The 25,738-nt window shown below is 66.5% G+C and carries 22 protein-coding genes; 10 read left to right on the top strand and 12 right to left on the bottom strand.

The window, feature by feature from the left end:
- Positions 1–260 precede the first annotated feature (260 nt).
- The 6 genes from Q0627_RS03420 to Q0627_RS03395 form a co-directional block, all read right to left on the bottom strand.
- Positions 261–1,745: a condensation domain-containing protein gene (locus Q0627_RS03420; protein ID WP_291017824.1), complete on the bottom strand. Its 1,485-nt coding sequence runs from the start codon at positions 1,743–1,745 to the stop codon at positions 261–263.
- 19 nt (positions 1,746–1,764) lie between these two features.
- Positions 1,765–2,184, bottom strand: a complete 420-nt coding sequence (locus Q0627_RS03415) for a SufE family protein (protein ID WP_291017821.1) — start codon at positions 2,182–2,184, stop codon at positions 1,765–1,767.
- Positions 2,181–3,071, bottom strand: a complete 891-nt coding sequence (locus tag Q0627_RS03410) for a sulfurtransferase (protein ID WP_291017819.1) — start codon at positions 3,069–3,071, stop codon at positions 2,181–2,183. The genes Q0627_RS03415 and Q0627_RS03410 overlap by 4 nt, the downstream gene beginning before the upstream one ends.
- A gap of 88 nt (positions 3,072–3,159) precedes the next feature.
- Positions 3,160–3,798 carry a nucleoside triphosphate pyrophosphatase gene (locus Q0627_RS03405; protein ID WP_291017817.1) on the bottom strand — a complete coding sequence of 213 codons (639 nt, stop codon included), beginning with the start codon at positions 3,796–3,798 and terminating at the stop codon, positions 3,160–3,162.
- Positions 3,799–3,830: 32 nt separating this feature from the next.
- Complete coding sequence (locus tag Q0627_RS03400; protein ID WP_291017815.1) at positions 3,831–4,079, bottom strand: acyl-CoA carboxylase subunit epsilon; 249 nt, start codon at positions 4,077–4,079, stop codon at positions 3,831–3,833.
- A complete protein-coding gene (locus Q0627_RS03395) occupies positions 4,076–5,698 on the bottom strand; it encodes an acyl-CoA carboxylase subunit beta (protein ID WP_291017813.1) in 1,623 nt (540 codons plus the stop codon). Before Q0627_RS03395 ends, Q0627_RS03400 begins: the two co-directional genes overlap by 4 nt.
- A 130-nt stretch (positions 5,699–5,828) precedes the next feature.
- Between Q0627_RS03395 and Q0627_RS03390 the strand changes: the two genes are divergently transcribed.
- The 4 genes from Q0627_RS03390 (at position 5,829) to Q0627_RS03375 (ending at position 8,721) form a co-directional block, all read left to right on the top strand.
- Positions 5,829–6,623: a biotin--[acetyl-CoA-carboxylase] ligase gene (locus Q0627_RS03390; RefSeq protein ID WP_291017810.1), complete on the top strand. Its 795-nt coding sequence runs from the start codon at positions 5,829–5,831 to the stop codon at positions 6,621–6,623.
- A gap of 101 nt (positions 6,624–6,724) precedes the next feature.
- Positions 6,725–6,922 (top strand): hypothetical protein, encoded by a 198-nt coding sequence (locus tag Q0627_RS03385; RefSeq protein WP_291017807.1) that lies wholly within the window; start codon positions 6,725–6,727, stop codon positions 6,920–6,922.
- A 107-nt stretch (positions 6,923–7,029) separates the two neighbouring features.
- On the top strand, positions 7,030–8,109 hold the full coding sequence (locus tag Q0627_RS03380) for a DUF6777 domain-containing protein (RefSeq protein ID WP_291017804.1): 1,080 nt from the start codon (positions 7,030–7,032) through the stop codon (positions 8,107–8,109).
- Positions 8,110–8,316: 207 nt separating this feature from the next.
- Positions 8,317–8,721, top strand: coding sequence for a hypothetical protein (locus Q0627_RS03375; protein WP_291017802.1), 405 nt, complete (start codon positions 8,317–8,319; stop codon positions 8,719–8,721).
- Positions 8,722–9,125: 404 nt separating this feature from the next.
- Here Q0627_RS03375 and Q0627_RS03370 read toward each other — a convergent pair whose 3' ends face one another.
- The gene (locus Q0627_RS03370) at positions 9,126–12,185 is read right to left on the bottom strand and encodes an Ig-like domain-containing protein (RefSeq protein WP_298807685.1); all 3,060 of its coding nucleotides are present in this window, start codon (positions 12,183–12,185) and stop codon (positions 9,126–9,128) included.
- A 500-nt stretch (positions 12,186–12,685) separates the two neighbouring features.
- Positions 12,686–15,838 (bottom strand): Ig-like domain-containing protein, encoded by a 3,153-nt coding sequence (locus Q0627_RS03365; RefSeq protein WP_298807684.1) that lies wholly within the window; start codon positions 15,836–15,838, stop codon positions 12,686–12,688.
- Positions 15,839–16,127: 289 nt separating this feature from the next.
- Between Q0627_RS03365 and Q0627_RS03360 the strand changes: the two genes are divergently transcribed.
- Positions 16,128–16,403 carry a hypothetical protein gene (locus Q0627_RS03360; protein WP_291013559.1) on the top strand — a complete coding sequence of 92 codons (276 nt, stop codon included), beginning with the start codon at positions 16,128–16,130 and terminating at the stop codon, positions 16,401–16,403.
- 106 nt (positions 16,404–16,509) lie between these two features.
- Here Q0627_RS03360 and Q0627_RS03355 read toward each other — a convergent pair whose 3' ends face one another.
- On the bottom strand, positions 16,510–17,190 hold the full coding sequence (locus Q0627_RS03355; protein WP_291013566.1) for a DUF6069 family protein: 681 nt from the start codon (positions 17,188–17,190) through the stop codon (positions 16,510–16,512).
- A gap of 364 nt (positions 17,191–17,554) precedes the next feature.
- Between Q0627_RS03355 and Q0627_RS03350 the strand changes: the two genes are divergently transcribed.
- The 3 genes from Q0627_RS03350 (at position 17,555) to Q0627_RS03340 (ending at position 20,191) form a co-directional block, all read left to right on the top strand.
- Entirely contained in the window at positions 17,555–18,058 is a 504-nt protein-coding gene (locus Q0627_RS03350) for a PH domain-containing protein (protein WP_298807683.1), read from the top strand.
- 8 nt (positions 18,059–18,066) lie between these two features.
- A complete protein-coding gene (locus tag Q0627_RS03345; protein WP_291013563.1) occupies positions 18,067–18,753 on the top strand; it encodes a response regulator transcription factor in 687 nt (228 codons plus the stop codon).
- Between the two features lie 94 nt (positions 18,754–18,847).
- The gene (locus tag Q0627_RS03340; RefSeq protein ID WP_291017854.1) at positions 18,848–20,191 is read left to right on the top strand and encodes a HAMP domain-containing sensor histidine kinase; all 1,344 of its coding nucleotides are present in this window, start codon (positions 18,848–18,850) and stop codon (positions 20,189–20,191) included.
- Here the strand turns inward: Q0627_RS03340 and Q0627_RS03335 are convergent.
- Positions 20,163–20,795: a GtrA family protein gene (locus Q0627_RS03335; RefSeq protein WP_291017856.1), complete on the bottom strand. Its 633-nt coding sequence runs from the start codon at positions 20,793–20,795 to the stop codon at positions 20,163–20,165. The two genes, Q0627_RS03340 and Q0627_RS03335, sit on opposite strands and share 29 nt — an antisense overlap.
- A 131-nt stretch (positions 20,796–20,926) precedes the next feature.
- Here Q0627_RS03335 and Q0627_RS03330 point away from each other — a divergent pair, with 131 nt between their 5' ends.
- Both Q0627_RS03330 and purE read left to right on the top strand, forming a co-directional pair.
- Positions 20,927–22,126 (top strand): 5-(carboxyamino)imidazole ribonucleotide synthase, encoded by a 1,200-nt coding sequence (locus Q0627_RS03330; protein WP_298807698.1) that lies wholly within the window; start codon positions 20,927–20,929, stop codon positions 22,124–22,126.
- Positions 22,123–22,641 (top strand): 5-(carboxyamino)imidazole ribonucleotide mutase, encoded by a 519-nt coding sequence (gene purE, locus Q0627_RS03325; protein WP_291017858.1) that lies wholly within the window; start codon positions 22,123–22,125, stop codon positions 22,639–22,641. The genes Q0627_RS03330 and purE overlap by 4 nt, the downstream gene beginning before the upstream one ends.
- Before the next feature lie 38 nt (positions 22,642–22,679).
- Here purE and Q0627_RS03320 read toward each other — a convergent pair whose 3' ends face one another.
- Positions 22,680–23,414, bottom strand: a complete 735-nt coding sequence (locus tag Q0627_RS03320; RefSeq protein ID WP_291017861.1) for a TIGR03089 family protein — start codon at positions 23,412–23,414, stop codon at positions 22,680–22,682.
- Between the two features lie 16 nt (positions 23,415–23,430).
- Entirely contained in the window at positions 23,431–25,707 is a 2,277-nt protein-coding gene (locus Q0627_RS03315; protein WP_367180755.1) for an LCP family protein, read from the bottom strand.
- Positions 25,708–25,738: the final 31 nt, after the last annotated feature.

Genomic DNA, 25,738 nt, shown 5'->3' with positions numbered 1-25,738 from the left:
CCCGGACGGCGATCTCACCACGGTTGGCGATGAGGACCTTGCTGATGCCTTGGGATGTGTTCGCAGAGGGAGTGGGCACTGGTTCTCCTGGGCTGCCGCCGCCTCGTGTGCGGGGCACTTCTCGTAGTGGCTCTGACCTTGGTTCGCGTTGGCCGCCTCATGGAGTGCGAGGCGTGACCGACGACACTTGAGTGTAGGCGCCGTCGATTCCGCGACTCACCCTAGCGCACCGAACGATTGCTCGGTAGAAGGGTTACCGTTTACCCGTCAGTAGCGAAAGTACTGCGGTCGCCGATGTTCCTCAGCAGTTCGGCGAATCGGTGGAGATAGACCACCACCAGGTCGCCGGTGGACGGTGCGGAGGCGTCGGCGGCGGGGAAACGGGCCGACACCCGCAGGCCACCGGGCGTGCGGTTGAGCCAGATGAACACTTCCTCCGGCGCGTAGCTGTGGCTGCGCAGCACCCGCGCGCGACCGGCGTCGGCCGCGGCGGCACCGGGCGCATACCGGGTGTCGATGAACGACAACGCGAACCGAGGCTCACCCGCCACGACATCGGGGTGGGCACTTTCGATCAGCTCCGCGACGCGCAGGTACGGCAGGGTGGACCCGGCCCGGCCGTGTTTGAGTTCGGCGCCGGCACGGGCGATCAGCTGCCCGAACGTCGGCGAATCCGACATGTCCAGGCAGATGGGTGCGAGTCCGACGAACCAGCCGAGCGAGGCCAGCCATTCGGGTCCCTCGCGGGTATGCCGCGGCATGACGCACCGGAACTCGGTGTCGCCGGTCATGTCGTGATAGACGATGGCCAGTGCCGACAGCACCCCGGCGAACAGCGATCCGCCCGCCTCCGAACAGACCGCGGTGAACCGGTTGGTCTGGTCGTCGTCGAGCAGGAGTTCGGTGAGGGAATCCTGCGGCGGTCCCGACTCGGACGCGGATGTGGCGGCGTCGGCGCGCGACACCTCCGGCAGCCGGCGTTCAGCAGCGGCGAACCGTGGCATCTGGCCGTGTCCGGTGCGCAGGAACGTCGTCCACGCCTCGATCGCGGGATGGTCGGGGCCCGTCTCGTCGGCGAGCCTGCGTTCCTGCGCGCTGAAATCGACGTAGCTGCCGACGTCGGGCAATACAGGTGTGGTGTGGTCGCGGGCGGCTCGGTAGAGGGTGACCAGTTCGTCCTGGGCAACGATCAGCGAGTAGCCGTCGAGGAGCGAATGGTCGCCCGCGAACAGCAGCGTGAACGAGTCCTCGCGGGCGACGGTGGAGAACATGTACGCAGGCCAGTGCAGGGGGGCGGTGGCCCGGTCGAACGAACCCGCGATCTGATCGATCATGGGTGCCGGATCCGAGTACCAGCCGACTTTGCCCATGCGCAGGTGCACAGTTCCCGGTCCGGTGCTCAGCCGGACCAGTCCCGGTGCGCCGTCGTGCGGGCGGATGCCTTTGAGGACGACGTGACTGCGTAGGACCTCGTGCCGGTCGATCCACGCCAGCAGGGTGGCCCGGATCGCCGGGATCGACAGCGGCTCATCGAATTCGATGGCCAGGCCCAGCCACGATTCGCGGCCGCCTTCGCGTCGGGTCCGCAGCCGGTGCGCGAACGCCGAGCGCAGATGCTGTTCATGGTTGTGCGAGGTGGGCCGCGAGTCGGTGCTCCACTCGCCGAGACCACCGGGCACGAACGGAGTCCACTCCGCCAGTCCGCCCGGCGCGATGGGTTCTTCGAGAATCTGGACGAACTTCATACCGGGCCCCGATCGTTCGTCAGATCTGGCGGCGCACGGCCGCTTTGATCCGGCCCAGGATGCCTGCCATGCCGCGCAGCCGCAGCGGACTCACCGACTTGTCCAGGCCCAGATCGTGGTAGAAGTCGCCCGGCACGCCGAGGATCTCCTCGGCCGACGCACCGTCGAGCCCCTGATGCAGGATCGAGGCGAAACCACGCGTCGTCGGCGCCTCCCGCGGCGCGCTGAAGTACAGCCGGACGTGGGCCGGTTCGGAGGCGTCCACCGACAGGAACACCGGCGACTGGCATTCGGGCACCGGTTCCATCGCCTCGGTGCGCAGATGTTCGGGCAGGTCGGGCAACTCCCCGGCGAACTCCAGAAGCAGCGTCACCTTGTCCGGATCGGACAGGGCGGCGAAGTCGTCGACGATCTCGGCGAGCGCCGGGGGCACGCTCACGCCGGTGCCGTGCCCGGTTCTTCACCCACCGCGATCGGCGCGCGTACCGTGTTGCCCCATTCGGTCCACGAGCCGTCGTAGTTGCGGACGTCGTCGAAACCGAGCAGGTAGGTCAGGACGAACCAGGTGTGGCTGGATCGTTCGCCGATTCGGCAGTACGCGATGGTCGGGGTGCTCGGGTCGAGTCCGGCGTACACGTCGTCGAGCTCGGCACGGCCACGGAACCGGCTGTCGGGGGCGGCGGCCTTGGCCCACGGGATGGACACCGCGGTGGGGATGTGCCCACCGCGCAGGGCGCCTTCCTGCGGATAGTCGGGCATGTGGGTGCGTTCGCCCGTGTACTCCTGCGGGGAGCGCACGTCGACCAGCGGGACGGTGCCGATCGCCGAACGCACGTCGGCGGCGAACGCGCGGATCCTGCTGTCGTCGCGCTCGACCACCGGATAGTCCGAGCGCGGGAACTCGGGGACGTCGAACGAGGTGTCGCGGTCCTCGGCTAGCCAGGCGTCGCGACCGCCGTCGAGCAGCCGCACGTCGGGGTGACCGAACAGCGTGAACACCCACAGTGCGTACGCGGCCCACCAGTTGCTCTTGTCGCCGTAGATGACGACGGTGTCGTCGCGGCTGATGCCCTTGCTGCGCATCAGTTCGGCGAACTGCTCACCGGTGATGTAGTCGCGGGTCACCGGATCGTTGAGGTGCAGATGCCAGTCGATCTTCTGCGCGGTCGGGATATGACCGATGTCGTAGAGCAGCACATCCTCGTCGGATTCGACGATCTTCAGGCCCGGCGTGCCCAGATGCGCGGACAGCCACTGAGCGGACACGAGCCGCTCTGGATGGGCGTATCCGGCGAACGCGGGATCGGGGTCGGTTTCGACGCTCACGTACGGGTTCCCTTTCTGGGGTGGGAGCTTGCCTGCTTTCCGAGTGTCGACACTACCTACTACCGTGCGTCGGTGCGTGGGTAGTGGCCTACTGCGCGTCCGGCCCGTGCCGCCACAGGTCGGTGACGTCCACACCCACCGCTGCAAGCAGTTCCCGCACGGTCGGCAGACCGATCCCGACAACCGATGACGGGTCGCCGTCGATGCGGTCGACGAACCAGCCGCCGAGCCCGTCGAGAGTGAACGCGCCTGCCACCGACAGCGGCTCGCCGGTGCCGACGTAGGCGTCGATGGTCGCGTCGTCGACGTCGGCGAAGTGGATGGTCGTCGATGCCGTGCGAGCGGCCTGCCCGCTGAGTGCGCCGCCGCTGATGCGGGTTACGTGATGCCCGGTCAGCAACTGCCCGGTACCGCCGCGCATCCGTCGCCACTGCTCGCGTGCGACGTCGGCGGTGTGGGGTTTGCCGGTGAGCACGCCGTCGAGCAACAGCATCGAGTCGCAGGTGAGTACCACGGTGTCCGACGGCGTGGCTGTCCGGCCGACGATCGTCGCGCACACCTCGGCGGACTTGGCGGCGGCGAGCCGCACCACTGTGTCGGCGGCCCCGACGTCGGCGAGCTCACGCAGTATCGCGTCCTCATCGACGTAGGAGACGACGACCTCGGGGTCGAGGCCGGCATCGCGCAGCACCTTCAGGCGTGCGGGAGAGGCCGACCCCAACACCACGTGGATGCCTGGCGATGGGGTTGTCGCCACCGTCAACGGTGCCGGTGGGTGAAGCTCGTCGGCATCCCCCACGTCCCGCGCAGCCGCTCGGCGTAGTTGCCCCAGTCGTTGCGGACCTCGGGTTCGGGCGTGCCGCCGTTGCCGGCTGCCACCGCCAGCACCACCGTCAGCGCGGCGGTCTCCTCGTCGGTCGGGTTGCCTTTGACCACCTGCAGGAACGGGCGTTCGGGCTTGCTCTCGTCCGGCGTGTTCTGCTCGCCGGTCACGGTGTCGTCGCTCACAGGGGAATGTTCCCATGCTTCTTGGGCGGCAGGTTGACCACCTTGCGTTCGAGCAGCCGCAGCGCCGTCGCGATCTGTCCGCGGGTATGGCTCGGCGGGATCACGGCGTCGACGTAGCCGCGTTCGGCGGCCACGTACGGATTGACGAGCGTGTCCTCGTACTCCTGCTGCAACTCCAGCCGCAGCTCATCGACGTTCTCGCCGTTGGCCGCGGCATCCTTGAGCCGGTTGCGGTAGACGAAGCCGACCGCGCCGGAGGCACCCATGACCGCGATCTGGGCGGTCGGCCAGGCCAGGTTGACGTCGGCGCCCATGTGCTTGGAACCCATCACGTCGTAGGCGCCGCCGTAGGCCTTGCGGGTGATGACGGTGATCTTGCCGACCGTCGCCTCGCCGTAGGCGTACAGCAGCTTGGCGCCGCGGCGGATGATGCCGTTGTATTCCTGGTCGGTGCCGGGCAGGAAGCCGGGCACGTCGACGAGGGTGATGATCGGGATGTTGAAGGCGTCGCAGGTGCGGACGAACCGGGCGGCCTTCTCCGAGGCGTTGATGTCGAGACAGCCGGCGAACTGGGTGGGCTGGTTGGCGACGATGCCGACGCTGCGGCCGTCGACCCGGCCGAAGCCGACGATGATGTTGGTGGCGTACTCGGCCTGGACCTCGAGGAACTCGTCGTCGTCGAGGATGCGCCGGATGACCTCGTGCATGTCGTACGGCTGGTTCGGCGAGTCCGGGATCAGGGTGTCGAGTTCGAGATCTTCCTCGTTCAGGGAATCCTCGATGCCGGCGGCCACCGCAGGTGCGGGCAGGCGCGGGGCCTCGCTGCGGTTGTTGCTGGGCAGGTACGACAGCAGCTCGCGGACGTAGTCGAGGGCGTCCTCCTCGTCGGCGGCGACATAGCTGGCGGTACCCGACTTGGACATGTGGGTGTGCGCGCCGCCCAGTTCTTCCATCGTCACCTCCTCGCCGGTAACGGTCTTGATGACGTCGGGGCCGGTGATGAACATCTGGCTGGTCTGGTCGACCATCACGACGAAGTCGGTGAGAGCGGGGGAGTACACGTGACCACCGGCGGCGGCACCCATGATGAGCGAGATCTGCGGGATGACACCCGAGGCGCGCACGTTGCGGTGGAAGATCTGCCCGTAGAGGCCGAGGGAGACGACGCCTTCCTGGATGCGGGCGCCGGCGCCGTCATTGATGCCGATCAGCGGTCGGCCGGTCTTGACGGCCAGATCCATGACCTTCACGATCTTCTCGCCGTACACCTCGCCGAGGCTGCCGCCCAGAACGGTGGAGTCCTGGCTGAAGATGCACACCTCGCGGCCGTCGATGGTGCCGTAGCCGGTGACCACACCGTCGCCGACCGGACGACGATCGCCGAGACCGAAGTTGGTGCTGCGGTGGCGGGCCAGCGCGTCGAGTTCGACGAATGAACCCTCATCGAGCAGATGGGTGATGCGCTCACGCGCGGTGAGCTTGCCCCGCTCGTGCACCTTGGTGACGGCGCCCTCGCCAACCGGATGCAGGGTCTCGTCGAGTCGCTTTCGCAGATCGGCGAGTTTTCCCGCTGTTGTGTGGATGTCAGGCGTGCCGCCTGAGGTTTGCGCAGAGGTCATGAACAACGATGCTAACGACATCGTTGTGATGTACGTCAACTACTCCCAATGTGAGATTCTCCTCATGTTCCCGAGCGCTCGGTCGGGAACGGGGACGTGAAGGCCGTCGCGACCGGTAAGCTCGGCACCCATGAGCCTCGCGCCCGACCCCCAGGACCTTGCCGACCGCCTGTCGGAGACGCGCTGGCACACCATCGAAGTGGTCGAGTCCACCGTGTCGACCAACGCCGACCTGATGGCCCGCGCGGCCACCGAAGGTACGGCCGAGGTGGCCGGCGTGGTGCGCATCACCACTGACCAGACCGGTGGCCGGGGGCGGCACGGCCGCACCTGGACCGCGCCGGCCGGGTCGTCGGTGGCGATCTCCGCGGCGGTCGCGGTCGGTCCGCACGCCGACCGGCTGGGCTGGATGTCGCTGCTCGCGGGCGTGGCAGTCGCCCGGGCCGTGGACGCCATGGGAGTGGCGGCGGTCCTCAAATGGCCCAACGACGTGTTGATCGACGGTGCCAAGGTGTGCGGCATCCTCTCCGAATACGCACCGGCCCCCGATGGCGGCGTCGCGATCATCGGCATCGGCATCAACACCGACATGACTCCCGAGCAGCTCCCTGTGCCCACCGCGACGTCGCTGGCGATCGCCACCGGCGCCCCCGTCGACGTCCAGGATCTCACCGCCACCGTCCTGGCCCAGCTCGACGCAGTGCTCTACGGCTGGCCCGACGACATCGTCGCCCTCGCCGCCGCCTACCGCGACCGCTGCGATACCATCGGTCGCCGCGTGCGGCTCGTCGCTCCCGGCGACCGCGATGTCATCGGCACCGCCGTCGACATCGACGCCGACGGCCGGGTGATCGTCGAGACCAGCGCCGGGGAGCGCATCGTCGCCACCGCGGGCGACGTCACCCACCTACGCGTCGCCGACTGACGATTCCGTAGCCCTTTCGGACGAAACATCCCAGCACATCTTGCCGGGGGCGGCGCGGACTGCGAGTGTAGGTGGTCCGAGTCGTCGTTTAGGAGCGCTTTATGAAGGTTGTCCGTTACTCGTTGGTGGCCGGTGCCGTCGGCCTCGGTCTCGCGCTGTCCCCGATCATGGCCGACGCCGAAACCGGCGCTCAGACGGCACCGACGCAGTGCGTTCCGGGTACGGTGCCCGCCGGTCTGCCCGGAGGGTGCATCCCGGACATCTTCGCCGGATGGGCAACCGGCAGTCTCGGAGGGTAGCCATTGACGCTCACCCCCGACGATTCCCGCTCAACGATTTCCTTCAGAACCAAACGGAGCTGATTGGCGTTCAATGAAATCGCTGCGCGGGAAATGTTGCTAGTGGAGTGGATCGCGTGATTGATTCTGGGCGTAATGGTTGGGTGATGGTGGTGTTGTCTGCGCTTGCCGGGATATTGGTCGTTGCGCTGGTGGCTGCTCTGGTCTATGTGTTTGTCCTGCGGGACGAGTCGCCGTCGACGGCCCGATACGAGTCCGCGGACTTCGCCTCACAGATGCCATTTACCGAACCTGTGTTGGTGGGCGGTCCAGACACCGGCGCCTCGGTTTCCGGTGGCACCGTCACGCAGTCGCCGCGGTGCGTCGCGTCGAAGCTCAAGTCGCAGCTGGCTGCGCGACCGGATGTCGCCCGTGCGTGGGCACAGATCGTCGGTGTCGACGTGAGTGGCATCAGCAGCTATCTTGACACCCTGCGGCCCCAACTGATCACCGCGCCCCTTCAGGTCACCAATCACGACTACGAATCCGGGCAGCCGAGGGAACTGCAGTCAATCCTTGATGTCGGCACTGCGGTACTCGTCGACAGCCAGGGCATTCCCCGCGTCCGATGTGCATGCGGAAACCCACTGAAGCCAGCGAAGTCCAAGGCCTCCGAGATCAGTGGCGCACCGGACGGATTCGATGCCGCCGGTATTGTTACGACGTTCTCGGCGGATATTCTCGACGTGGTGTCCGTGGATAGTTATCGTAAGAACGGCACTCCGGAGTGGATTACGCACGATCGGAAGTTCCTGTGCCGGGCTCCTCGCGGACTTGGCGATAAGCTCGTCTGCGTACTCAGCGGTCTCACCCCACCTTTTACCGCCGACACACTGTGCTTCATCTACTCGCAGTATTCTCCGGAACCGAGCGCGTCACGGGCTATTTATCTGAGTGCTATGTCCGATGGTGTCCCGTGCCACACCATTCTGCAGGGTAATCCGGGAATATCTACGAGCACCGGATGGGAACTGCGAGGAAATGACGGTCGGCCAATTCGGCAACTCCCTGACAACAGCGCGATCGAATTCGACAGCAGCGAAGGGCTGGTCAGATGCGAGAGTCGAGGTGACGAGTTCGGTTGCCATTTCACCCAAACAAGTGTTGGTTTCGTCCTCTCGCCGACGAAAGCGGAATTCACTCGGTGACTGAGCAACGGCCACGTGGAGAACTGGTCCCTCGGGCATGTCGATCGTTGCATCTGGACTTGGTCAGATGCTGGACAGCTGCGCGACGCGTGCAAGACCCAACTTCGGGTGTCGCTCAAAACGATGAAATTTCGTCGGTCCCCGGCGGTTGACACCGTCGGGCGGCACGATGGCGTCATCAGTCAGCTCGGATGACGTGAGGGTGCTATGAATACTGTTCGTGTCTGCGGCGGCGTTGCGGCGGCCATCGTAGCTGTATCGGTGCCGCAGGTAGTTGTCGATGATGCTGTCACCGCGGCGCCGGCTCGGGTGGTACTGGGAGTGAGTCAGGGCAAGTACTCGATGGGTTACGGTGAGGTCCGTCCGTCGACACTCACTTCAAACTCGATGTGCGCCAATGTTATTAGTAAGATCAAATGGACTTCTTGGGGTGGCGCGAAGGCGCGTGGCCACGGCGTCTTCTGCCAGTCGGCTGGGGCTGAATATCGCGGTGAACCCATTCAACGGGCAACGCTGGTCGCCTGGGACATCGGGATATGCGGAGGGAAGCGCAGCTACCGCAAACTGAGTATCGATGGCTGGAAAGCAACCAACATCTGCCGGGCATATTAGCGACTACTTACGTCGCCGCGGCAGGAATACACCTGTTGGACCAGGGATGTGGGAACCATTCGGAAGGATACCTGCCATGAGAGTTGCTCGTCGTTGTGCGGGCACGGTCGCGGTTCTTGCGGCTGTGGTGATCGGTCCGCTTCAGGCGGCCTCGCCCGCAGCTGCGGCACCGGTGGTCAAGGTCCCGGCGAACATAGTGTCGCCAGACTGTCGTCCCATACTGTGGGAGGCCGTCGTCTGGACCGTGTCGGTTCTGGAACGTTCGTGCGTGGTGGTGGTGCACCCACAGGGCACGAACTCGCGCGAGGTGCTCGGGAGCTACTCCGTCGACGAACTTCTCGCCCTTATCCGAAAGCATGGCCCCCTGGCGCGGACGCCCCGCCCTTAGCCGCCCTTAGCCGCCCTTACACGACCGGTGCGGGTGCGATCACGACGAGGCGGGTGACTCCGCCGCTCGACACCGATTGGAGCACCGATCCGTCGGGGGCGACATAGACGCCGCCGGACGGTTGGCCGGGGATGTCGATGACGGTGGTGGTGCCGATGATGTGGACGTGGGTGGTGACGGTGCCGCCAGGGCCGTCGGTGTAGGTCGTGTAGTAAGCGGTGCCGTCGCTGCGGATGGCGACGTTGCCGGAGAGATAGCCGGTGATCGTCGCGCTGACCGTCGCGATGCCTGCCGGCGTGATCGTGGTGAGGTACAGATCGGGTGGCCAGGACCCGACCCCGGTGATCACGTAGGCAGTTCCGTCGGGCGCGATCTGAGTGCCCAGAATCGGCGCACCGTTGAGGTCGATGGTGTTCCCCGAGGGGGTGATACGGGTGAGGTGCCAGGTGGGGTCGGAGGCGTCGCCGGTCCGGCTGAGCTGGTAGGCGGTGCCATTGGGACCGATCTGAATCGCATTGCCGGGAATGCCCGCGAAGTCGACCACCGTGACGGCTCCGTTCGGTGCGATCTTGGTGACATACGTTTGGCCGGTGACTGATTGGTACGTGGTCTGGTACACGGTGCCGTCGGGAGCGACCCGGGCACCGTCGAACGGTTCGCCGGTCACCTGTATGGGCGTAATGCCCCCGTTGGGGGCGAACATGAGTACGTAGGTGGTCGCGACGCCGGAATCGATTTGCTGGATGGTCTGAATCGCCGTCCCGTCCGGCCGGAACCGGACACCGTCATTCGCCGGCAGCCCGGCGACAGCGTAGGTCACGGGGGCTTGGCCGGGCGCGAATACGGTGATGTGGGTGGCATACTCGTCGGACGCCGAGTCGTACGTCAAGGTTGTCTGGTAGGCGGTTCCGGTGGGGCCGACCTGGACTCCTTCATATGAGACGCCGGGTAGCGTGGTGGTCGTCGTCGTGCCGTCGACGGCGAGCTGGGTGACGTGGACATCGTCGGTGGTCGTGCTGGACAGGTAGGCGGTGCCGTCGGGTGCGAGCTGAACACTGCCGCGCGGGTAGCCGGGCAGTGACGTGCTCCTCACGGTTCCGTCGGCGGCGACGGAGATCAGCGAGTACACCTGATCGCCGGTGGACTCATCGACGGTCCAGGTGCTCAGGTAGGTGACGCCGTTGCCGGTCACGATGTCCGATACCGGGTTTCCCGGTATCGGCGTGGTCGTCGTGCCGGTGGGTGCGGTGCTGGCGAGGTAGAAGTCGACACCGGAACTGCCGAGGGTGTACGTCAACTGGTGGATCGTTCCGTCCGGACCGATCCGCGGCCCGAGGTATCCGTCGCCGGCCATGGTGATAGGGGCGATCTGCGTGGTCATATTGGCAAAGTTGGTGCCGCCGCGACCGTCGTCGACGACGACGGTGATGGTCTCGGTGGTGTGGTCCGCGGTCGCGTCGTATCTCGACGCGTCGAGACGCTGGGTGAGTGACGGTGTGTACGTGTAGATTCCGGCGGCGGGGTCGATGAACAGGGTTCCGCCGCCGCTGGTGGTGAAGGTGTTCGGGCCCGCGCTTGTTCCGCCGGTGACGGTGATGGTGAGGGGGTCGTTGTCGGCGTCGGCGACGCTGATAGTGCCGGTGGCCACGCCGGTACTTGCCGCCGGCGACGATGGCGCGGACAAGATGATCGTGGGCCCGCTGTTGGTGGGCGGTGGGGTTGATTCGGGGACGTTGACGGTGACGTAGCGGTTGTGCGGGTTCTGGCCGGTGAACAGGCCCAGGATGCTCGCAAGACCGTGCAGATGGGGGCCGCTGTCGGAGAGTTTGACGGTGAACTGGTCGGCGGCGGTGCTGCCCGGGTTATGCGCGTAGGTGATGGTGCCGTCGCCGTTGACTGTCGCGGTTCCGTTGGTGGGTGCGGTGGTGATCGTGGTGGTGAGCGGGTCGCCGTCGGGGTCGGTGGCGTTCAGGCTGATGGTGTAGCCGTCGGTGGTGGGCTGCAGAGTCGGTGCGGCGGTGGGGGGTTGGTTGGTGAGGGGCGGTTGGGGGCGCGGAATCCACCACAGCAGCGTCCAGGGAGCCGGGCTGACCGCGACGGAGTTGGTGGTCGGGCCGCCGACGGGTGGGATACCCAGGAATGTCAGGAGACCTGCGAGCGGTGCGCTCGTGGTGGTCTGCGGGGCTGTGGTTGTCGTGGTTGTCGCGCTGAAAAAGGCTGTGGGTGCGATCGACGGCTCCGCGGTGGTCTCGGGTGCGTCGTCTTCTTGGACGGTGGTGGTGAGGGCGGCCATGCCGCGCGCCTGCTGACCGGTCGCCGGTGTGTCGGGTGGATCGGATGGCTCCGTGGTACCGGTCGATGATGAGTTCGACTCGGATGAGTTCGACTCGGTGGTCTCGGGGCTCCCCGGGCCGAAGTTCGATGGCCCGGAGGTATTGGAGTCGAATGACGTCGTATCGGTCGTCGCCGTCGTGGGAGGGGTGAAAGTCTCCTTTTCCGTTGTGGTTTCGGCTACCGTGCCGCCACCGGAAGTTGCCGGGTTGCCGGTGGCGGGTTCAGCGGCGGCAGGTGTCGTGTCGATCGCGGTGGTTTTGGTCGTCGTCGCGGTTTCGGTCGCCCCGGTTTCGGTCGACTCTGTTTCGGTCGTCTGGGTTGCGGCGGTTCCGCCCGGGGGTTCGTCATCGCCGACCGGCGCACCGCCATTGGAACCGCTCTCGGTGGTGCTGTCCGCGGATACCTCATTGTCGCCGGATGTTTGACTGTCGCTGGATATTCCACTGTCGCTGGATGTTTCGCTGCTCGAGGTGTCGCCACCTCCTGAGCTCTTAACGGAAGCACTGCCGCCACCGGCCGACGATTCACCGCCACTCCCCGTCGACGTGCTGCTCTTCTCGGCGGCGCGGCCGGAATCCTCCGGCCCCGAATCACCGGACCCGCCGCCGGTGTCGGATTGCGACGCCGCCCCGGCCGGTGACCCGGCATCGTCGTCGGCGGCGGCCTGTCCGGGGTTGAGCAGCAGGCTGATGCCCGCTGCGGCAGCGACCAATCGAGCACGGTTCCGGTGCGAGATTCGCATGACACTCTCCTGAGAGTGGGCAGACGGCTGCTGTTGATTCTCTCAGATCGCGACGTATTTGAGAATGCCGCAAACTGCTTGATTTTCGCCCATGGACTACTCAGTCGCTGAATCAGGAATCGGAGACGCTGAGTGGGAGATGGGCTATCAAGCGCAAGCATTCAGTTCGTAAGCATTACAAAAGGCCACACCGATGTGTGCTTGACGTCCCGTTGGCAGGAAAATGCGATGCTGACTACAGGGGGCCTTGTGGGGGTGGCGCGTCGCTGCCGACGTCCAGCGTCGAAAGCAACTGGGCGAGTCCGAACAGCAATAGGAAGGTGCGGTTCTTTTTCTCCATGAGATCGTCCGATCTCTTGTTGATGATACGTTCACCTGACTGTATCCATACAAATATATCACGCTGTGGTCGTCGATGTCCGATATTCAGTTGAACTGGATAACAACAGTTTTCGTGATTGCAGGCAGAGGAACTGGGTCGATTCGGGATGGGCCGGGATTCACACGATGGTGGTACCGGCGCGTTTGATGACGACGATCTGGGTGACGTTATTACCCACATTTACAGTCTGGAGGACCGATCCGTCGGGCGCGAGATAGACGACGTCGGTGGGGGTACCGACGATCGTTGTGGTGGTCGTTACCCCGGCGGGCGTGGTTGCGGCGATGTAGTAGGTGTAGTTGCCCGTGCCGTCGTCGGTGGCGGTGGTCTGGTAGGCGGTGCCGTCGGGCGCGACCTGGATGCCGCTGACGACGATGCCGGTCAGCGGTCTGGTGATCGCGGTGCCGGTCGGCGTGATGGTGGTGATCAGGTAGGAGTTGGCGTTGGGGTCGTCGCCGGTGAATGTGGTCTGGTAGATGGTTCCGTCGGCTGCGAACTGGAGGCTGCTGTAGGCGAGCATCGGCGGCCGGCCGGGAATCATCGTGCTGGGTTGGGCGGTGGTCATTGCCGTGACGTGGGTGTAGTAGCCGTTGGTGGAGTCGCCGGTGACGGTGGTTTGGTAGGCGGTCCCGTCGGGTGCGATGCGGACCGCGTCGTAGGGCTGGCCGACGAGGGTGGTGGTCGTCGTGCCGGTGGGAGTGAAGGCGGTGACTGTGGTGCTGTAGCCGTTGGTGGAGTTGCCGGTCACGGTGGTCTGGTAGGTGGTGCCGCCTGGGGCGAATTGAACTGTGCCCGCGGCATTGCCGGTGATCTGGGTGCTGAGTACGGCGCCGTTGGGGCCGATGGCGGTGATGGTGGTGGTGTAGGTGCTGTAATCGCCGCCGACACCGGTGATAGTGGTCAGGTAGGCGATGCCGTCGGGGCCGACTTGGGCGCCGCCGCCGACGACCAGGCCGGTGACCGCGGTGCTCGTGGTGGTGCCGGCGGGGTTGATGGCGGCCACATGGTAGGTGTCGCTGTTGGTGGCCGGATCATAGGTGGTCGTCGTCTGGTAGACGGTGCCGTCGAGGCCGATCAGGACACCGGAATTGGGGAAGCCGGCGACTTCGATGGGGGGAAGGGCTTGGGTGGGGCTGATGGAGATGACAGTGGTGATGTAGCCGCCGTTGCCGTCGCCGGTATAGGTGGTCTGGTAAGCGGTTCCGTCGGGACCGAACTGGATGCCCGAGCGTGGGGCGCCTGCTGTGGTGTAGCTGACTGTGCCGGCGGTAACCGTCGTGGTGTAGCTGTCGGGGTCGACGATGAAGCTGAGGTCACCTGTGGCGGTGGTCTGGTAGGTCGCGCCGTCCGGGGCGATCTTGATTCCGCCGACGGGGGCTCCGGTGATTGTGGTGGTGGCTGAGGTGCCGATGGGTGAGATGGCTGTGACGGTCGTGGTGTAGCCGCTGGTGGCGTCGCCTGTGGAGGTGGTCTGGTAGATCGTGCCGTCGGGGCCGAGCTGGACACCGGCGGTACCGGAGCCGGCGAAGGTGATCGGTGAGACCGGTGCGGTGACGGACTTGGTGGTCGTCCCGCCATGGCCGTCGTCGACAGTGATCGTGATGGTCTCGGTGGTGTCGTTCGCGGTGGCGCCGGCGTACGAGGCGGCCCATTGCTGAGTGATCGACGGGGTGTAGGTGTAGACGCCCATCGTGGGGTCGATGACCAGTGTGGCTCCGTTGGCGGTGGTGAATGTGTTTGTGCCGGTGGAGGTTGCACCGGTGACTGTGAATGTCAAGGGGTCGGAGTCGTTGTCGGCGGCGGCCAGACCGCCGGTGACCGCCCCGGTACCCACCGCGGGCGCCGACGGCGCGGACAGGGTGAGAGTCGGTACCTCGTTGTGTACCGATGCAGGTACGGTGACGGTGATGGTGCGCGAGTGGGGATCTCGTCCTGTGAAGAGCGCGAGCAGACTGGACAGGCCATGTAGGTGGGGGCCCGCGTCGGAGACATTGACGGTGAATTGGTCACCTGTGGTGCTGCCGGGGTTGGCGGTGTAGGTGATGGTGCCGTCGGAATTGAGAGTTGCGGTGCCGTTCGTCGGTTGGGTTGTGATGGTGGTCGTCAATGGATCACCGTCGGGGTCGGTGGCGTTCAGGCTGATCGTGTAGCCGTTGCCTGCCGGCTGCAAAGTTGTTGTGGTGGTGGGTGTTTGGTTGAACAGCAGTGATTGGGTGCGTTGCCACCACAGCAGCACCCATGGGGTGGGGCTGACGACGATCGGGGTCGTCGTGGTGGTGCTGGTCTGCGTCAGGCCCAGGACGGCGAACACGGTGGTCAATGGACCGACGGATATGGTCGCCGACGGTGTGGTGGTTGCGGGGGAAAGGAATGCTGTGGCGCTGAAAGACTCAGGGTTGCCCTGAGTTTCGGGGTCGCCCAGGGGGATGGACGGAGTGAAGCTCAGCGATTGCGGGGCGATGATGAGCCGCTGTGCGGAATCGTCCGTGCTGGTGCCGGTATCAGGTGTACCGGAGTCGGCGGTAGCGGGGTCCGCGGTGGCGGAATCGGTGGTGGGGGGCGCCGTACTGAACTCGGTGGTCTCTGTGGTTCCGGTGATCGTCGCGCCGTCCGCGGGCGATCCGGAGGGGATCGGGTCGGTGGACGCGGTATCGGTGGTCGATGTTGCCGACTCGGTGAAGACGTCGTTCTCTGGGCTGGTAGCAGGAGTCATGTGGGTGTCGCTGGTCGGCGAGCTGCCGGTCTCGGCGACGGGTGCAGGGTCGGCAGGCGTGGTGTCGGCAGGCGTCGTGGTGGCGTCCGTCGGCGTTCCGTCATCGCCCGCCCCGACGCTGCCGCCCTCGTCTGTACCGGTCGGGGGAGTGCCGGTCTCGGTTGTGCTGGTGCCGTTACCGACCGGTGTGCCTTCAGCGCCCGACGTCCTTCCGTCGGTGCCGGTCTCGTCGGTGCCGGTCTCGTCGGTGCCGGCCTCGCCGCCGTCCTCCGACGCGTGACTGCCCGCACCGTCGCCGCCACCGGTGCCCTGGGTGGCGGCGTTCTCGCCGCTGGTCCCCGTTGACGCGCTTTCCGTGGCACCGTCGTTCGCGGTACTGCTCTCGTCGGGGCCGTCCGCTGCGGAATTGGCTGTCCCTCCGCCGGTATCCGTCTGCGACGCAGATACTGCGGGCGATCCGGCACCCTCGTCTGCGGTGGCGTGACCGGGGTTGAGCAGAAGGCTGATACCCGCAGCGGCGGCAACCAACCGGGCGCGGTTCCGGTATGAGATTCGCATTTCACCCTCCTGGTGTGAACAGACGACTATCGCAACGATCCACCAATCCGACGCGCTTGTATATGTAAGTGACTACCTAATTTTCGGAAACAATCCGTTCGATCTGGCATCAATTCGTAAGCGACACAAAATAACTGGCGGAAATGTCTGATACGGGGCCAGGCCTGATGCGAAGTCGGCGGTCGGTGCAGTGTGCGCCGCTAAGCACTCTCGCCCAGGGTTGGGCTGCCGGGAGATGCTTAGCATGGCAAGGTAATGATGTCCGTATCCGTTACCGAGTGAGGTCTCAATGAAGAACGTTCGTCGGCGTCTCTATGTCTCCGCTATCTCGACCGCGATTGCCCTGCCCGCGCTGCTGAGCGCCGCCCCCGCCGATGCCGCACCGGCGAAGGGTGCGCCCGGCCAATATCCCCTGGCGCCGTCGTGCCCGCCGCAGAAGGCTCCCGAACCCGCAGGTTCCTCCGTCAGCCCGTGCGCCCCACAGCAGCTGATCTACATCCTTGAGGCCACAGCCGTTGGCAGCTCGGCGACCGGCAGCAGCACTGGCAGTAGCACCGGCAGCTGACACACCCCCTTACGACAGTTCGCGCCCAGCCGCTTCCCTGATCGCCGATCGGATCCGATTGGCGTCATGAGAAGTGGTTGAGCGCGAACGTCGTTTCAGGTGGGCGTCAGCGGGTTGTTTTCAGGCTTTTTTGGCCCATGGTGGGGATGAGTCCCAGGATGGGCAGGCCGATGATCAGGTGCAGGATCGCGGTCGCGATGCCGACGGAGATCTCCGCCGACAGCAGTAGCGGGATGAGTACGGCGGCCACGATCAGCAGCGTCACCACCCAGCGAAAGAACGCGTCGGGGGACGGGGTGATGAGTTGCAGGACGTACCAGAGCGCGCCCGCGGTGATCGCGCAGAGCAATGCGACGACGGCGAACCAGTATTCGTCGCGGGACATCGGGTTCCAGACACCGAACTTGCCGGAATCGTTGACCTTCTCGGCGACGATCCGGGTGATCCACGCCGCCAGCCAAGCGGCCAGTCCAGTGACGATTCCGGTCATCACCACACCGCCGATGAACAATCCGGGATGGACGTCCGGACCGACCTGCTTGCGCTCGCGCTGCGATGAACCGTAGGCGCCATGTGCCGACCGGCCGTCGCGCGAACCTGACCGGGAGCCGGACTGTTCGTACTGGCGTGACTGCTCATACTGGGGCTGGTCGTATTGCGATGGCGCGCCGTAGGGCTGGCCGTACTGCTGGGGCGCCCCGTACTGCTGACCATAGGGTCGCGATGACTGGTAGTCGCGAGGATTGTCGTACTGATTGGGTGCGAGGTACTCCTGGTCGCGATAGATCGGACCGCCGTGAGAGCGCTCGTCGTAGTACTGGCCTGAACTCCCGTATTGTCCGGAATTGCCATACTGTCCGGAACCGCTGGATTGTCCGGTATTGCCGTAATATCCGGAGTCGCGTTCGTATCCGGCGCGTCCGGGGCCGGGCTGCTCTGGATATGCCCGCGTCGGGGGAACGGCACCAGCCGGATTACGCCGGTTGCGGTCGACCGGGTCGTGATAGCTCATGGGTGTGCCTCCTGACCTGTCATAGGCCACCCAGTCTACGCAAGCCGCCGCAGGGTTGAGCCGCAGGAGATGGGTGTCGGCGTGGCTTCACCGAACGACTTTCCGCAAATGTACAGGCCGGAGCACTAAGCTGACCGACATGGGTATTCCCAAGGAGAATCTGGCGCAGGGCGAGCGCATCATCCTGCAGCGGCACCCGCACTGGAAGTGTCTGGTGGCGCCCATGCTGGTTTTTGTCATCGCCACGGGAACTGCCGGGGTACTTGCGGGGCTGGCGTCGGACAAGCTCGACGGCACCGCGAGGACCTGGGCCCTCGGCACAGTGCTGGTGATCTGGTTGGGTATGGCCGGCTGGTTCCTGGTGCGGCCGCTGCTGTCGTGGAAGACCACACATTTCGTGGTCACCAACAAGCGAGTGATCTTCCGCAATGGAATCATCACCCGGTCCGGTAACGACATTCCGCTCCCACGCATCAACACGATCGAGTTCCAGCACGGGCTGATCGACCGCATGTTGCACACCGGCTCGCTTGTCATCGAATCGGCGTCCGACGAACCGCTGACCTTCGACAACATTCCGGAGGTCGAGCGTGTGCATGCGTTGCTGTACCAAGAGGCGCTGGACGACGCTTCCGGCGCTTAGGAGCAATGATGACCGACGTATTACTGGCCGAGGACGATGTGGCCATCGCCGAGCCCCTCGCACGGGCGCTGGGCCGCGAAGGCTATGGCTGTCAGGTGGTCACCGACGGTGCGCAGGCCCTAGAACACGCGCAGGACAGCAGGTATGAACTGCTGATCCTCGATCTGGGGCTGCCCGAGATCGACGGTCTGGAGGTGTGCAGGCGTATCCGGACGTCGCGGCCCGGGCTGGCCGTGCTGATGCTCACCGCACGCACCGACGAGGTCGACTTCGTCGTCGGTCTCGACGCCGGCGCCGACGACTACGTGGGCAAACCGTTCCGGCTGGCCGAACTGCTCGCCCGGGTCCGCGCGCTGCTGCGCAGGCGCACCGACTCGGAGGACGAGTCCGAGCAGGTCCTCGACGGCGGCGACATCCGGGTCGACCCCCGGGGGCGGCGGGTTCTCGTCGACGGCAAGGACCTGGTGCTCGCGAATCGGGAGTTCGATCTGCTGCGCTTCCTGATGGAGCGGTCGGGGCAGGTGATCAGCCGCGACGAGATCCTCACCGAGGTGTGGGGTTCGGCCGATCTGCGTTCCTCCAAGACCCTGGACATGCATATCTCCTGGTTGCGGCGCAAGATCGGCGACGACCGGCGCGACCGTCCCCGGCACATCGTCACCGTGCGTGGGGTCGGATTCCGCTTCGACCCGTAACCGGCCCCAGACCCGCGAACAACCGACTCCCGCGAACAACCGACTCCCGCGAACCACCTGACTTCCGCGAAACACTGATTGGGGCCGCACCGCCGTGCGCCGACGCATCCTCTATTCGATGATCGCCATGGTCGTGGCGGTCGGTCTGCTGCTCGGTATTCCGCTGGCCGTAATCGCCTGGTGGTGGGTCGCCGACAACGCCCGTCAGGATCTCGACGGCAGGATCAAGGCGATCGCCGATCAGCTCATCCGGCAGGAGGGTGAGGCGGGATCGATCAGGCCGGGCACGCTCGACGTCGACGCCTTCGGTGTGTTGCTCCCGGACGGCGGCAGGCTCACCATCCACTACCCGGTCAGGAGTTCGGTCGCCTCGCCCGGCCAGCCGGACAAGGTGGAGACCAGGGTGATCGGTGCGGAAATCGACGGGCACACCGTGTCCGACTCGATCGCGCTCGGTGCCGCGGGGACGCTTCTGCTGGAGATTCCCGCCGCGGACGTGCGCAGCGATCAGTTGTTCGCCGTGGGCATCGTGGCGATGGTGATGGCCGCTTCCGTGGCGGCCGGAACGGTTGTGGCCGCGGTGACGGCCGGGCGCTTGGCCGACCCGCTCACCGATCTCGCCGATCGGGCCGCGGCGATGGGCCGGGGCGAGTTCGGCGCACACTGGCGCAGATATGGCATCAGCGAACTCGACCGCGTGTCGTCGGCGCTCGGCGACGCCAACGCCGAGATCGCGCTGCGGCTCGAACGTGAACGCGAAACGGTGGGCGATGTGTCCCATCAGCTGCGCAGCCGGCTGACCGCCATCCAGTTGCGGCTCGACGAGCTGACGTTGCACGAGGATTCCGCGGTGGTCGTCGAGGCCGAGGCGGGTCTGGAGCAGATCGACCGACTCGCCCGGGAGCTCGACGAGTTCGTCGCCCAATCGCGTGAGGACGCCGCCCCGTCCCAGCGCGTCGACGTCGGTCAGACCGTTCAGACGCTGGTCGGTGACTTCGCCCCGGCGTTCGCGTCGCGGGGGCGTTCGCTCGTGGCCCGCGGTGGTTCCGAGTCCGTTGCGGCCAGTACCCGGCCGGGCCGGCTCCGCGAGGCGCTCAGCGTGCTCGTCGACAACGCGCTCACGCACGGGGCGGGTCAGTGCCGTATCGACATCGGTGAGTTGTCGAGCGGTCTGGTCCGCATCACGGTTCGCGACGACGGACCGGGCGTCGCCGACGACCTGGCAGTGATGATCTTCCGTCGGGGTTTTTCCGCGGGCAGGGGCACCGGTGTCGGGCTGTCGCTGGCCCGGGCGCTGGTCGAGGCCGACGGTGGCCGTCTCGAATTGGGGTCACGTCGTCCGCCGGTGTTCTCGATCGTCATCCCGGCCTGGCCCAGCGACGATCGTCAGGCCGGCGACGGGGCGGACCTCACGCGCGGCCGAGTTCCCCATCGCTGAGCTCGTCACCGCTGAGTTCGCCACCGCTGAGTTCGCCGCCGTTGAGCTCGTCGTCTGGCTGCGGGTCGTCGGGTTGCCTGGCGCCGGCGTCCGGCTCCGGTTCGTCCTCGTCGAGGATCGCGAAGTCGGCTTCGGGGAAGGCGAACTTGCGCAGCGCCCAGAATCGGAAGCCCATCTGCAGCAGGTTGCCGATGATGAACCCCAGCACGAAGTCGACGACGGCCAGTTGCAGCGTCGCCACGTTCTCGCGGAGGCTGAACACATTGTTGGCGAACCACAGCGGCGCGGCCTGCAAAGCGACGCCCATGCCGCTGATCACGAAGAACAGCAACGCCTCGTGGTGGCGTTCGCGTCCGCCACGGTTCTTGAATGCCCATTCGCGGTTCAGGACGTAGCTCAGAATGGTCGCGAGAACCCCCGAGATGATCTTGGCGATCACCGGTTTGTGCTCCAGGATCGTCAGGGTCAGGGCGAAGTAGATGACCATGTCGACGACGAACGTCGTGCCTCCGACGAGTGCGAACTTGATCAGCTCGTGGTAGCGCTTTGCGAGCCCGTGTATGGGTCCGGGCAACCGGTCGACCAGGTCATCGATAAAGGGCACAAGATCCGAGTGTACGAAACGATCGGAGGCCGGCATCCGTCCCGGCCACGATGTGCGGTTCGCGGACGCGACATGCCACCATGTCAACCGTGAGTTCCGAGCCAGCCGCGCATATCCGGCAAGCAGGTCAGATGCCGACGGTGACCATGATCGGCGGGGGTCAGCTCGCCCGCATGACCCACCAGGCCGCGATAGCCCTGGGCCAGTGTCTGCGGGTGCTGGCGGCTTCCCCGGGTGACCCCGCGGCGATGGTCAGCGCCGACGTGGTGCTCGGGTCGCATGAGAACATCGACGACCTGCGCCGCGCCGCGCGGGGGGCGACGGCGTGCACGTTCGACCACGAAGGGGTGCCGCTGACGTATCTGCAGGCGCTCGAGGCCGAGGGGGTACAGGTCCGTCCGCCGTCGAAGGCGCTGCACTACGCGCAGGACAAACTGGCGATGCGGCTGCGGCTGGCCGAACTGGGGCTGCCGGTGCCCGACTTCGCCGACCTGGGAGGGGCCGATCGCAACGCCGCGCGGGAGCGCCTGACGGAGTTCGGCCAAGACCACGACTGGGCAGTCGTGCTCAAGGCGGTCCGCGGCGGTTACGACGGGCGCGGCGTCTGGCTGACGGAAACCCGCGACGAGGCCCTGGCGGTCTTCGATGAGAACTTCGGCAACGGCGCCGAACTGATCGTCGAGCAGAAGGTGCCGATGCGCCGCGAACTGTCCGCGCTCGTCGCCCGCTCACCGTTCGGTCAGGGCGCCGCGTGGCCGGTGGTGGAGACCGTGCAGCGCAACGGTCAGTGCGCGGTGGTGCTGGCCCCGGCACCCGGCCTCGATGAGGCATTGGCACAGCAGGCGCAGGAGATGTCGTTGCGGCTGGCGTCCGAACTGGGCGTCGTCGGGGTGATGGCGATGGAACTGTTCGAAACAGTGGACGGCCATCTGGTGGTCAACGAGCTTGCGATGCGTCCGCACAACAGTGGCCACTGGACGATGGACGGCGCGGTCACCTCCCAGTTCGAGCAGCATTTGCGGGCGGTCCTGGACTACCCGCTGGGCGACACCTCGCCTCGTGCCCCGGTTACGGTGATGGCCAATATTCTCGGCGCCGAGCAGGCCCCCGAGATGTCGATGGACGAGCGGCTGCACCACCTGTGCGCCCGGATGCCTGAGGCGAAGGTCCACCTATACGGCAAGGGGGAGCGGCCCGACCGCAAGATCGGGCATGTCAATATCGTGGGCGCAGTAGATCAGGGTGTCGAGGACGTCCGGGAGCGGGCCGAACGGGCCGCGCACTGGATGTCCCGCGCCGAGTGGACCGACGGATGGGACCCGCATTCATGACCGACAGCAGCGCCGGAGCACCCCGCGTAGGGCTGATCATGGGCAGCGATTCGGACTGGCCGACGATGCAGGCGGCGGCCGGGGCCCTCGCCGAGTTCGAGGTGCCGTTCGAGGTGGGTGTGGTGTCGGCGCACCGCACCCCGCAGCGGATGCTCGACTACGCCGCAGGTGCGGCCGGCCGGGGGATCTCGGTGATCATCGCGGGCGCCGGTGGTGCCGCGCATCTGCCGGGAATGGTCGCCTCGGCCACGCCTCTGCCGGTGATCGGCGTACCGGTTCCGCTGAAGTACCTCGACGGCATGGATTCGCTGCTGTCGATCGTGCAGATGCCCGCCGGGGTTCCCGTCGCCACGGTGTCCATCGGCGGCGCCCGGAATGCGGGCCTGCTGGCGGTGCGCATTCTCGCCGCCTCGGATCCGGCGCTGCTCGAACGGATGGCGGCGTTCCAGCGAGCGCTGGAGTCGATGGTGTTGGACAAGGACGCGGCGCTGCGCGACAAACTGCTCGGCGAATAACCCGCCCCAGCGCAGGACCGCCCCAGCGCAGGACCAGATCAGCGCAGGACCAGGGTCGCCTTCTCCGTCTGCGCGCGGCGATCGGTGGCGTCGGGGTCGGCGTTGGCCACCGATACCAGCGACGCGCCCCGGGCCAGCACGGACAACAGGTTGCGGGTGAGCGCATCAGCGTCGGCCCAGCCGCGGGTCGAGAGCACCCGTGCGCCCGGAGTGACTCCGTCGGTATCGGCCTGAGCCGCGGCCGTGGCCAACACATCGGCGGTGGAGACGTCGTTCAGGGCTTCGGCGGCCCGCACCCGTGCGGCGTAGTTGTCGCCGTGAACCCGGACCGCGGTGGAGAAGTCGGTGACGCCGGGCGCCAGATCACGTACGGGCAGGGCGAACGGGTCGAGCGAGGTGACGACGACCTCGTCGGCGTCGTCGTGGTCATCGAGCCTGCCGACGGAGGTGAACACCGCGACCGCGTCGTCGGCCTCGCCCGCACCGAACCGGACATGCGCACCGGCCCACCAGCAGCCGAGCAAGATGGCCGCCGTCTGCCAGTGCTGCGGCAGGTCGACGGCGACCACATCGCCGGGCACCGCCCCCAACTCGTCGACGACGAAGTTGGCGGTCTTGGCGGCCCAGTTGCCCAGCGTCGCCGCCGACAATTCGGTGCGTTCTCCCGTCGCGTCGTCGTAGAACGTCAGCATCGGGCGTGTCCAGTCGCTGATCGGGCCGAACACGGCCGCGGTGACCGTGGGGAAGGCGGCAGCGGAGGAGACGGTGGACATGCGGTGCCTTTCGGGATCAGTTGACGCACACGGGGCCGTCGGTCTCGGCGGTGATCGGCGACTTGTTGCCGCCCGGAGCCGAATTGACGTCCTGGCCGTTGCGCTGGGGCTGGGCGATCTCGTTGACCGGGTCGGCCGCCGAGCCCGGTCCGGCGTACGAATTGGTGAGGATCACCCGGAGTTGCTTCTTCGGAACCGAAGTGTCCTCACGGATGGTGAGTCCGCCGAGATCCTTGGCCAGTTGGCGCGCCCCCGCATCGTCCTGCGAATGCGCCAGGATCACCGAATCCAGGTCCTCGGTTCCCTGTGTTGCTGTGCTGCCCCGCTGGTATCCCTTGCCGGTCAACACATTTGACACGTTCGATGCCAGGCCGTCGACGGTGCCGGCATTGGTGATGTCGACCGTGTACTCGCCGCGTTCGGTCTTCTTCTCCTTCTTCTTGCCCTTGAGCAGATCCCCGGTGGCCTCCTTGACCTGTGCCGGGTCGACCTGCACGACGCTCTGCTGGCCGTCCTCGCTCCAGCCGTGCTCGGTGATCACCGGAATGGTGGAGAAGGTGATGTTGCCACCGCTCAGATCCTTGAGCTGCTGGACGAAACTCACGATGTCCCAGCCGTCGTCGATCACGATCGACCGGGCCGCGGCGCGCTGCAGTTCCGACACCTTGGACGGGCTCGTCAATGTCTTGGCGGACAACACCTTCTGCGCGAGCGAGGCCATGAACACCTGCTGCCGGGTGATCCGGTCGAGATCCCCGCGTGGCAGATCGTGGCGCTGCCGGACAAAGCTGAGTGCCTTCGGTCCGGTCAGCGTCTGCGCTCCCGCACGGAATCGGGCGCCCGAAAGAGGTTCGGACACAGAATGTTTCAGGCAGACATCGACACCGCCGACCGCATTGGTGAGCAGGACGAACCCGAGCAGGCCGACCTCGGCGTAGTGATCGACACGTACACCGGTGAGGTTGGAGACGGTGTCGATCAACGCCTTTCGGCCTGCCTTGGTGCCTTCGGTCTCGGCTTCCTTCTCGGGCTTGCCCGCTTTCACGGCCGCCGCGCGCACATGCTCGCGGGTCGCGCCGTACGCGGCGTTGATCTTGCTCATTCCGATACCCGGCACCTCGACGTAGGAGTCGCGTGGAATGGAGATCGCCGTCGCCGATGAGCCGTTGTTCGGGATGCGGATCAACAGGATCGTGTCGGTGTTGGTGGCAACGTCGTTACCCGAGCGCAGCCAGCGCAATTCCTTGGCGTCCAGGGGATTTCCCTTGGCATCGGTCCGTGAGTCGGTGCCCACCAGCAGGACGTCCGTGGCACCGTCGCCACCACCGCCGAGACCCAGGCCCGACAGCCGGGTCACGCTCTCGCGCAGGTCGGAGATGCTGTGCCAGGCGTAACCCGTGCACACCAGGACGGTCACGCTCAGCAACGCCACCATCATGCGCGCCACGTTGTGACGATCCCGCAGCGCGGTGCGCACCACACCCACGACACCGGCCGGTGGGGGAGACGACGCGGCTATCGACGGCGTACCGGCGTCTGTGCCCCGCGGAACCCCGGAATCGTTGGCCGGCCGCCGAATTCGGTGTCGCGGCGCTTCGTCGCGCTCGGGTGCGCGGCGGCGCGGCGACGTGTGAATCTCGCCGGAAGCGCGACGAACGTCCAGGTCGTTGCCGTCACGGGGATCCCCGGGGAGCCTGGTCGGTGCGGGGCGCCGATCGCCGCGACGTCCTCGGTCGCGTGAACCGTCGTCCCCGGCGGGTCGGCGCCGCGGTGCCTCACGGCGTGCCTCGTTGGAGCGCACGGGGATCCGGTCCCCGCCCCGGGCCGGGGGTTCGGGGGCGCGGCGCCGGGGGTCGATCCCGCCGCGGTCGTCGACCCCTCGGTCGGCGACCCTTCGTTCGTCGACCCTGCGCTCGTCGGTTCTGCGCTCGTCCACCCTGCGGGCACGGGGTTCGACACCCGGCCGTCGCACCCGGCCACCGGTGCCGCCGCGGACCGGTGGCTGGGCCCGTCTCGTCTCCCCGGCGCGCTCCCGGCGCCGGGGCACCTCTGCCCGCTCCCGGCGGTCATACCCCTCTGCCCGTTCCCGGCGGTCGTACCCTTCAGTGCGCTCCCGGCGTTCCGAGACGCGGGCCCGCTCGCTGCGCTCCCGGCGCTCCGAGACGCGGGCCCGCTCGCTGCGCTCCCGGCGCTCCGACACCTGGGCCCGCTCGCTGCGCTCCCGGCGCTCCGACACCTGGGCCCGCTCGCTGCGCTCCCGGCGCCCGTGCCCGTTGTCTGATCGAGAGTCCACGAGTTGGCCGTTGCCTTTCCGGTGAGATTGG

This window comes from uncultured Gordonia sp., assembly GCF_937858515.1.
Classification (GTDB): domain Bacteria; phylum Actinomycetota; class Actinomycetes; order Mycobacteriales; family Mycobacteriaceae; genus Gordonia.
The sequence above is the reverse complement of the archived record's forward strand: the minus strand, read 5'-3'. Positions and strand labels throughout refer to the sequence as shown.